This window comes from Nostoc sp. CHAB 5715 (genome assembly GCF_020829685.1).
In the GTDB taxonomy this organism is placed as follows: Bacteria; Cyanobacteriota; Cyanobacteriia; order Cyanobacteriales; family Nostocaceae; genus Nostoc.
This window is the reverse complement of record NZ_JAIVFR010000222.1, coordinates 1-8,618: the sequence shown is the minus strand read 5'-3', so window position 1 is coordinate 8,618 and position 8,618 is coordinate 1. Positions and strand designations below refer to the sequence as shown.

The 8,618-nt window shown below is 42.9% G+C and carries 11 protein-coding genes and 2 pseudogenes; 11 read left to right on the top strand and 2 right to left on the bottom strand.

Annotated features, from left to right (window positions below; genetic code table 11):
* Nucleotides 1-325: 325 nt before the first annotated feature.
* A pseudogene (locus LC574_RS14225) lies at nucleotides 326-1,372 on the top strand (transposase).
* A gap of 62 nt (nucleotides 1,373-1,434) precedes the next feature.
* Here LC574_RS14225 and LC574_RS39035 read toward each other — a convergent pair.
* Nucleotides 1,435-1,761 (bottom strand): annotated as a pseudogene (locus tag LC574_RS39035) (AIPR family protein); the annotation flags it as partial.
* A 602-nt stretch (nucleotides 1,762-2,363) separates the two neighbouring features.
* Between LC574_RS39035 and LC574_RS14215 the strand changes: the two are divergent.
* Nucleotides 2,364-2,513, top strand: coding sequence for a hypothetical protein (locus LC574_RS14215; RefSeq protein WP_229454121.1), 150 nt, complete (start codon nucleotides 2,364-2,366; stop codon nucleotides 2,511-2,513).
* 20 nt (nucleotides 2,514-2,533) lie between these two features.
* On the opposite strand, the gene LC574_RS14210 is transcribed toward LC574_RS14215, so the two are convergent.
* Complete coding sequence (locus LC574_RS14210; protein WP_229454120.1) at nucleotides 2,534-2,872, bottom strand: helix-turn-helix transcriptional regulator; 339 nt, start codon at nucleotides 2,870-2,872, stop codon at nucleotides 2,534-2,536.
* Between the two features lie 127 nt (nucleotides 2,873-2,999).
* On the opposite strand from LC574_RS14210, the gene LC574_RS14205 reads away from it, so the two are divergent.
* The 9 genes from LC574_RS14205 to LC574_RS14165 all read left to right on the top strand — a co-directional run bounded on the left by LC574_RS14205 (nucleotide 3,000) and on the right by LC574_RS14165 (nucleotide 8,409).
* Entirely contained in the window at nucleotides 3,000-3,923 is a 924-nt protein-coding gene (locus tag LC574_RS14205) for a hypothetical protein (protein WP_229454119.1), read from the top strand.
* Between the two features lie 73 nt (nucleotides 3,924-3,996).
* Nucleotides 3,997-4,323 (top strand): hypothetical protein, encoded by a 327-nt coding sequence (locus LC574_RS14200; RefSeq protein ID WP_229454118.1) that lies wholly within the window; start codon nucleotides 3,997-3,999, stop codon nucleotides 4,321-4,323.
* Nucleotides 4,316-4,516, top strand: coding sequence for a hypothetical protein (locus LC574_RS14195; protein WP_229454117.1), 201 nt, complete (start codon nucleotides 4,316-4,318; stop codon nucleotides 4,514-4,516). Before LC574_RS14200 ends, LC574_RS14195 begins: the two co-directional genes overlap by 8 nt.
* A 25-nt stretch (nucleotides 4,517-4,541) precedes the next feature.
* On the top strand, nucleotides 4,542-4,931 hold the full coding sequence (locus LC574_RS14190; protein WP_229454116.1) for a hypothetical protein: 390 nt from the start codon (nucleotides 4,542-4,544) through the stop codon (nucleotides 4,929-4,931).
* Nucleotides 4,932-5,059: 128 nt separating this feature from the next.
* Complete coding sequence (locus LC574_RS14185) at nucleotides 5,060-5,890, top strand: hypothetical protein (protein WP_229454115.1); 831 nt, start codon at nucleotides 5,060-5,062, stop codon at nucleotides 5,888-5,890.
* 302 nt (nucleotides 5,891-6,192) lie between these two features.
* Nucleotides 6,193-6,591, top strand: coding sequence for a helix-turn-helix domain-containing protein (locus LC574_RS14180; RefSeq protein WP_229454114.1), 399 nt, complete (start codon nucleotides 6,193-6,195; stop codon nucleotides 6,589-6,591).
* Nucleotides 6,588-7,673: a DNA cytosine methyltransferase gene (locus LC574_RS14175; RefSeq protein WP_229454113.1), complete on the top strand. Its 1,086-nt coding sequence runs from the start codon at nucleotides 6,588-6,590 to the stop codon at nucleotides 7,671-7,673. The genes LC574_RS14180 and LC574_RS14175 overlap by 4 nt, the downstream gene beginning before the upstream one ends.
* Entirely contained in the window at nucleotides 7,670-8,128 is a 459-nt protein-coding gene (locus LC574_RS14170) for a DUF1392 domain-containing protein (RefSeq protein WP_229454112.1), read from the top strand. Before LC574_RS14175 ends, LC574_RS14170 begins: the two co-directional genes overlap by 4 nt.
* Before the next feature lie 26 nt (nucleotides 8,129-8,154).
* Entirely contained in the window at nucleotides 8,155-8,409 is a 255-nt protein-coding gene (locus LC574_RS14165) for a hypothetical protein (protein ID WP_229454111.1), read from the top strand.
* The last annotated feature ends 209 nt before the right edge of the window (nucleotides 8,410-8,618 follow it).

Genomic DNA, 8,618 nt, shown 5'->3' with positions numbered 1-8,618 from the left:
GTAGAGGCACAGCAATGCTTTGCCCTTACGAAAGATGTGGTTTTTAAACTTATCCATATTTGGCATTTCTTGTCAATGCGTAAGTTTTAATACCAATTCTGTATGAAGATGCGCTAAACCATATTTATACAGGACTTACGCAACTGGCACAGTGCGATCGCTATTTAATAGTATTTATGTACTATATAAAAGTGGCTTACCCAGAGGTAATTGCTGAAATTAGTAACAGTAATTGGCTGTGTTAAGTATTCTTCAAATCATGAGAAAATTAGTTGAGGATACCTAAAATAAATCCTGTAGTTTATGAGATTTACTAAACTTAACAATTAGGTACTTGTTAAGTAGTCAGATTAATTATACTGTCACAAATTTGGCAGACCATTTAGAGCAGATCAGTCATGATAAAATTAACCGCTATCTCAAAAATGAAAAGTTAACACCACGCTTGCTTTGGGATAATGTTAAAGATATCATCCAAGTGAGTAATAGCGCATATCTAGTTTTTGATGATACAGTACTAGATAAAAGGTATGCAGTAGAAATAGAAACAACTAAACGGCAATATAGTGGCAACGAGCATGGTGTAATTCAAGGGATTGGGCTAGTAAATTGTGTATATGTAAATCATGAACTCGGAAAATTTTGGGTAGTTGACTATCGTATTTATGACCCAGACAGAGATGGAAAAACAAAGATAGACCCTTACGGGTGCGCCAGTTCCCTACGGCGGGAAACCCGCCTTCAGGACTGGCTTACCATGTGATGGAAATGCTGCAAAACCTTGTGTATCATAAAGCTTTACCATTTTCTTGCCGTGTTGATGGATACTTGGTATGCGACAAATAAATTGATGTTATATATTGATGGGTTAGGGAAATATTATTATTGCCCTCTGAAACGTAATCGACTTGTTGATGATACGGAAGGGCAAGAAGATTATAAAAGAATTGAATTGTTATCCTGGAATAGCGAGGAGTTGAAATGGGGTAAAATAGTTAAAATAAAAAAGTTCCCAGCCGCCAAAAAAGTGAAACTGTTTCGGGTAACTGTCTCTACCGACAGAACGGATTTTATCGCTACAAACGATTTATCTCAAGATTCTACGGACGTTGTACAACAAGCGTGTAAGGAACGATTACAGGTTGAGGAGTTTCATAGAGAATTAAAGCAATTGACTGGTATTGAATCATGTCAATGCCGTAAGGGTCGGATTCAAAGAAATCATATTTCCTGCGCTATTTTAGTCTGGCTTAGGCTCAAAGATTTAGCTTATAAAACTGGTCAAACAATCTATCAAATTAAGCATGGATTGTTATCAAATTATTTAGTTCAGCAACTAAAACGTCCGGCTGTTCCCATGTTTATCGCGTAGTTGTTTGGCGCGCGGCGCGGTTACACCGCGCCATTGCTTGTGACAGTTGCGTAAGTCCTGTTATAGTTTTTAGCTTGTTCAAATCCTAAAACTGTGTGGCCACCGTTGATAATGCCATCGCTGCCCCCCTCCGAGGCTTCTAATATCTCCAGTTCAAGTGAGGTTTTGCTTGGTTTAACTTTATTGGCACACAGTACGATTCCACTGTGGCGAGCAAAGAATTTTTCGGGTTGAGTAGTCAGTGAGTCGAAGATTTGTCTGTAGGTTGCGCTTTTGCGGTTTGGTTCCCGGATGTTCGGTTCTAGGGGGAGGTCTATAGGGAAGCTGTCTACATGGGCGGTGCACACTTCACCCAACTGGTAGGTATTTGGTACTTTGGTTCTCTCCATTATTTTTTGCACAACGTCTTTCACAATCCTACCAGTCGGCACTTTCCCACCAGCAAGTTCTACTGCTCTTAGCCACACTTCTTGCTGTTCCTGGGGTTCAAGCTTTGTCATGGGTCGGACTTGGCGCTCGCTCGTGGGCAGAATTTGTGTCCCAATGGGACGCAATTGCTGTTCGTTCGATTCACTTTCTGTTTGTGTCTCGCTGAAACATATTTGCATGAGGTTATCTACCACAGCAGCCGCTTCGATTAATCTGTAAGGATGACGGCGCTCAAATCCAAACCTGTCTTTGCAATACTCCTCAAAAGTGCTGTGGGTGGAACGGTAAAGCCTGCGATCGCGCAATTCCATCAGCGCCTTCCCTGCTTCAAAAACCGCTTTCTCCACTTTTCTTTCCAAGTGCAAGCGATCGCTTTGCTCCTCCTCTGTCAACTCTGGAATTTCGACAGCAGTAACCGTAATTGTTGCTGAACCTGGGTCTTCTTGAGGAGAGATATTCTCTTCTACAAGGTCATCTGTTGATGTGCTGTTACTCGATACGGCAGAGGTGGCTTTTTTGCGATTAGAAGGTGGTTTAGGCATGATTCCACCCTATTGGCTCAATGGTATTTGCTTTGAACCAATGGCAGATGATTCTGAACGTGGTAGGTAGTTCCTCAAGGCTGCACCAATACCAGACATCACTTCTTGAAGAATACATGGAGATAAACACAATAATTAACAGTGGCAGAATTAATCATCAAAAGCTGTAAAGGCTTTTGAGATAACACGCTCATGCTGACTTCCTTTCAAATGGCAACACTACTCTACCAACTTGATCTGTTGATTGGTTGCGAGAGTGTTTATTAATGTTCAGCACTTCCTCGGTTTCAAATATTTGGCTGTCCGCCATCGCTTCAAAGGATGGTTCGTCGTCAGGAAGCCAAAGCAGAAATTCTCCCGGCTGAACTCTATAAGTAGTGCAAATTTTATCTAATACACTGCCTGTAGGTATGTAGTTGGGGTCATTGCATAGGCGATAAGCGGTGTCTCTGCCAAGCTTAGTGTCTTGCCAGAACTTATATCGGCTGATGCCTTTCTCTTCGATAAATTTTTTGATTCGATTTTGCACTGCCATACCTCCATATTCTCATAATAGATACTATACCTTAAAAGTGCGAATACGCATATTGACACTATTATCTAAAAATGCGAGTATATAGATATAACAAAAGGCGACGCCCACAGCCTACGAAACTTTGGAAGCAATCGCCCTTGCACCAACGCCAAGGGCGAACGCCCCTGAACCACTGACACCAGTAGAAATATCTTTTTACCATCACGAATATTACGCTGGTGACAAACTGATAGCCAGCATCAGCTATGACGACAACCACTTAACCCAACGCTGGGTAGTCATGGTGGAGGGTGTAGAGAAGTTTCGAGCAAACACCTGGGCAAGATGCCATCGCTTCATCCAGTGGCATTACAAGGACGGCACACTCAACACGCCACCAATTCCACTACAAGAACTGACATTTTTAGAAATCTCGTATTACGACCAAGAAGTACATATTGGTGATTATCATACTGATAGTTATCTGGTAGCCAGTATCAGCTACGACCACGACAACTACGAAGATTTATACTGGCGGGTGATGATTAACGCCCAAGAGATTTACCGAGACATTACACCCGCGCTTTGCTACGAATATATCAAGCAGCAGTACCAGCAAGGCACGTTACCTGTGCAAGAGCAGTTACCAGAAGAAGTTTGCACCACTGGTAACGAAATCATGGTGCAGATTTTCACTGAATGTGAAAAGTTCGGGTTCGACATCCTCGACGACGGCATATATAACGGCGATGCCGAAGGCGGCAAGCTACGCAAGCTGGGCAAAGTCGGCCAGACTGACGGCGGCTGGTGGTTTACACGCGCCGCAGATGAAACACAGCAGCGCATCCCCTGTGACTCGGCGCTGGATGCCGTGTGGTGGCTGTCGATGGTAGATGTCGTACTCCAGGCTGAACCATCTCAGGAATATTTGCAATATCGCCCATTAGAACAGCTAACGACCAACGAATTACAGCAGTTGCTAGATCGCCCATTTGATGAACTGACCCCTGATGAATGGGAACAGTTACGGGAATATGAGCCGTACTTGCAGCTAGTGGCGGCGTAATTCACACACAAGGGCGATCGCACTTCTACAGAGAGCAATCGCCCAACCCATCCTCACTAACAGCAATTTATCTATGCAACCCACAATATCAATTCCCCAACACTGGGGCTACCCTCGCTTTGCTTTGAATCAACGTACTAAAGACGGCATCATTCTGGGGCTTTATTACTACCCGAATGCTACTGAATTAGCTGAACAATTTGGTGATGGCTGGCGTTATGCCGTGATGCCTCATAGAAACTCTGACGAATTGTTCCACTTTCAGGAAAATCAAATTAAACCACTTTCCCCTGAAGAACTACTCTCGCAGATACGCGCAGAGATTGAGTTTTATCAAAGTCAAATAGCAATTCTGCAACAACAGTTACTAGCCATCACTGGAGGTAGTACCAATGGCTAATTCTACAGACAATTTTGACCGTAGAGCTAATCATTTGCTGCGTTCGATTCGGCTTTGTGGCGGTTGTGTTCCATTGCATCGGCTGCAATTTCAATTTTCCGATTCAGTGATTCAAACACTGCTGGATAAAGAACTGGTGCAAGTGCAGAACACTGGACGCGGCTTTTTGTTGGAAATTGCCGAGGATTTTTAGGTTATTAATCCCAGAGGACACAATCATGAAACTTTACGCGAAGACCATTCCACAAACTTTACCCGATTGGGTAACTGTAGTTACACAAAGCGCAGATTTGATTGAGATTGAAATCAACGATTCTCAGCCAAATTTTAAATCTCTGCTTGAAGAGTTGGAAACGGAGATTGAGCCAGGAATTATCGGGGTTAAAGCTCTTGATTTATGTTCCAGGCTGGGGATAGAAATGTCTAATCCTAATCTCTGCCAATTACTTGAACAAGCCCAAAATCTGATATCCCTTATTGCTACGCATCCACACTACAGACAACTGTTGGACGAGGGATATCAACCTGATTTAAACATTGCTGATGCTCAAACCGCACTTACTTATCTGCAATGGGAGTTAGACCGGAATCAACAGCCTTCTGATTAGTACAAAAGCAATCGTCTGAATGTAATCACTATTCAGACGATTGCAACTACGGGAAGTTACTTGACGCTACAGAATTTCCATTTTCGCACATAGAACACCAATCAGTGAAACTTTAACCGAGGTGAAACATGGCTACTGAAATCAAACTAGGTTTATGCAATCCTCCTGAGCCAATTTATCTCTATGTCAACCAGGGGGAAGTAGATGGTGAATCTTTCGTTTGGTACAAGTTTAATATCAGCCAGGAGAAGAAAATCCCTGTTACCCAAAGAGCATTAGCTGGGTATTTATCATCACTGCGATTAACTACTAAAGAATTCAAAAACAAGGACAATCTGAAGCTGGATATTGTTGTCAGTGCTGATGAACTTTACATCATAAGAACTGGTGTTGAAACCAATTTCGCCAAAAGCTTCCTTCTTGCTGCATCAGGGGTCCAGGACTTTTCTAAACCACTGATTATTGCTGCTACTGCTGGTGAACAAAATACGGTTTTCTGTAATCTATATGATGCAGTAAGTAAAAGCAGAATTGAAAGAGAATGGAATAAAAATGCTGATTGGGCAACTATCATTCGTGACATTCAAATTTTATTAAGTGGCAATTCCCCAACTATTCCAGCCACACCAAAACTTAGTGTAGTTCCTCAAGCTGTACATCCTCAAGATTTACGTGTAAAAAATATTCGTACCTTGCTTGATTATCCCCTTGATTTAGTCAAAGAATGGTTGCAATTTCAGGATGTTGACCGTCCAAGTCTACTTCATATTACCAAGATTAATGAACTGGTAAAAACAATGTGTTTGGCTTGGGCAGCAGACAAGTGCGAGTATTCCAATCATACTGAGTCTTCTTATCAAAATCAGGTTGTTGACGCTGTTGCTAACGGTGCGGATGAGTTAACAGCAATCAACGCATGGATGCAACAAGTGCAAACTGCAAAAGCCGAAGCAGTGTAAATAATCATACAGGATTCAGAAGAAATTTTATTTCTGAATCCTGAATTAATCAGATAGGAATAAAAACCATAAAGGTCATTGTCACAGTAGCCCTTAAAAATCATCAGTGAAGCTCACATCGATATCCCTGATGGGCTGAATTAATCCACAATCAAGCAGCAAATCGTAGACCACTACAACACTGGGGGAATGCAGGCTGAGATGAACATTTTTCAAGTTGACTTTGAATCTATCAGCGCTCGAATTGTACAAGAACAAGCTGGCACATATTCTATTTCTGCATCAATATCAGAGGTGACATTATGAATATCAAATGGACTGATGAAGAACTCGCAATTATTGAGGCTAAAGCTGAAGTCTATACAGTCAAGCAAATAGCCTCTAGCTTAAAAAGACGAGGATTCTATCGCACACCAGTTGCAATTTATCTGAAGTTAAATAGCTTAGGTTATTCAGCCCGTCCCACTCTTGATAACTATTCTTGTAAAGAAATTGCTCAAGTTCTTCAATTGAATTTATCAACTGTAGCTAGATGGGTAAAGCGAGGATGGCTTAAAGCTACAAAACGCTCTGCCAGACATTACCAAATTCGGAGATGGCATCTCAAACAATTCCTTGACCATCCACCACAATCAATTAAAAAACGTATTACCTCTCTTAATCCAGAAGCAATTAATTACTTGTTAGGGAGGAAAGCATGACCAAGCAAATCACTCCCCTTAAAACTCAAAAAGTCCTTGACCTTTGTTCTGGCATTGGCGGCTTTACCCTTGGTCATCTGATTAGCGGCGGTTTTCAAACAGTGGCTTTTTGCGAGATTAACTCTTACTGCCAACAAGTTCTAAATCTGCGCTTTCCACAAATTCCAATTATCTCGGACATTCATGATATTACAGTTAAGTCTTTGGCAGGAGTCGGAGTTAGAGAAATTGACGGCATCATCGCCGGACTCCCTTGCCCTCCCTTTAGCCTCGCCGGAAAACGCCTTGCGTCCATTGACTCGCGCAACCTGTTCGGAGAGTTCTTTAGAATCATTTGCGATATTCGACCAAAATGGGCAATTGTGGAAAACGTACCCGGACTGCTTACTGCTGAGGGAAGTGGATTTTTCCGTTCGGTACTCTGGGAGTTTGCCCAGATGGGGTTCGATGTCCAATGGGGAATTGTTTCGGCAGCAAAGGTGGGAGCCGTCCACTTGCGCCAACGTATCTGGATTATTGCTACCGACTCCCAAAGCTCAGGACGGGATACATCCTGGAGTCAGTACACACAAAGCAGGGCAAACCCTGCATCTGTCGGCGGCGGTGATGATGCCCACTCCCACAGCCAGCGATTGGAGAGATGGCAGCCCCAACCAGTTGAACAAACAGCGCTATCCCAAACTCACGGCAGTTGTCCAAAGAGGGGAAACCCCAAGACCGCACTGCCTCACCGATGTGGCAGCCGGAGTTTGTTGTTCTCGTGCGCTCAATGTACACCTAGTGGAGACAATGATGGGCTTTCCACAAGGTTGGACGAATGTTTACTTACCCACACAGGACTTACAAATTGGCTGTGTGCTGCCACAGTCCCCGGCTTCAGTAGGCTCACTCGTACTGAAATTGCAGCGCTTACGCCAGATTGCCAACGAGAATATCGCCAACTCTATGCACAATACCAAAGCATTAGAAGACAACACAAACAACAGTTGATGGCTCTGGGCAATGCCATTGTTCCCCAATGTGCTGCACTAATTTTTGAGCGACTCAAACAAATTTTATCCCAACAACAGAAAAACGCATGATTGAGTTAATTACTGCCCTTGAAACAAGCTGGTATCTCTCTCCATCTTGGGGTCAAACAATTCCACCCGTTGAGGTCAATTTACTGGAGAGAGTATACCTCAGAACTACTAAAACATTCGGCTACTGCTGCGGTATTCAGTGGAAACATGAAACTTGGCTTTATTCAATTGATTGTGGAAAAGAAATACTCCACGCTACACAAAACCAAATCATCGGGACTGGAGAATTAGAAACCCTCAACGTGCAAAAACCTGCTTTTGTTTTGGGCGAAAGAGTGATGCTCTGTTCTCACGATAAGGGAACAAAACAACGGCTGATTTTGGGGATTGGGCTGGTGAATAATTCTTGGTTTTACCTTGTTGAATTGGTATCGCCAACCTTAACTCAATCACGGACTATATCTAATCGTTTCTCACTGGTTGGTGAAAAAAGTTTGGTGCGAGTAAATGTTTAATTTTCTCTAATCACACAACTAAAGTTATGTCACAAATTGAAATCGCACAAATCATCGAACAAATATCTCAAGAGATTGAAGTTGACTCCGATGGTCATGGTAAAGCAAGTATCAAAGCCACTGCACGACTAGCTGGGGTGAGTGATATGGCAATCATCAAAGCATTAGAGAGCGCAAACCTGGAACCTTCAAAACTAGCTCAAATGCTTATGCAGCAAGGCTTTAATGCCGCAAAGCTAACCGAGTGGCGTACACTTGGCATCCCAATACGGTTCGGTTAAGCCCAAAAGCAGTTAGACTGAGGGTTAGACCTTGAGTGTACTGAGTAAGAATGCAACTCAAAGAATTTTCGTTGATCTCACTAGTGATCGAATCCGGTACGGTACTCAAAGCCTTAGAAACAGCTATCCCAAAAGAGGCAATCTCTCAAGCGATCGCAGACACACATAGTCATGAAGAACGTAGGCGAGCTTTACCTTCACATTTAGTG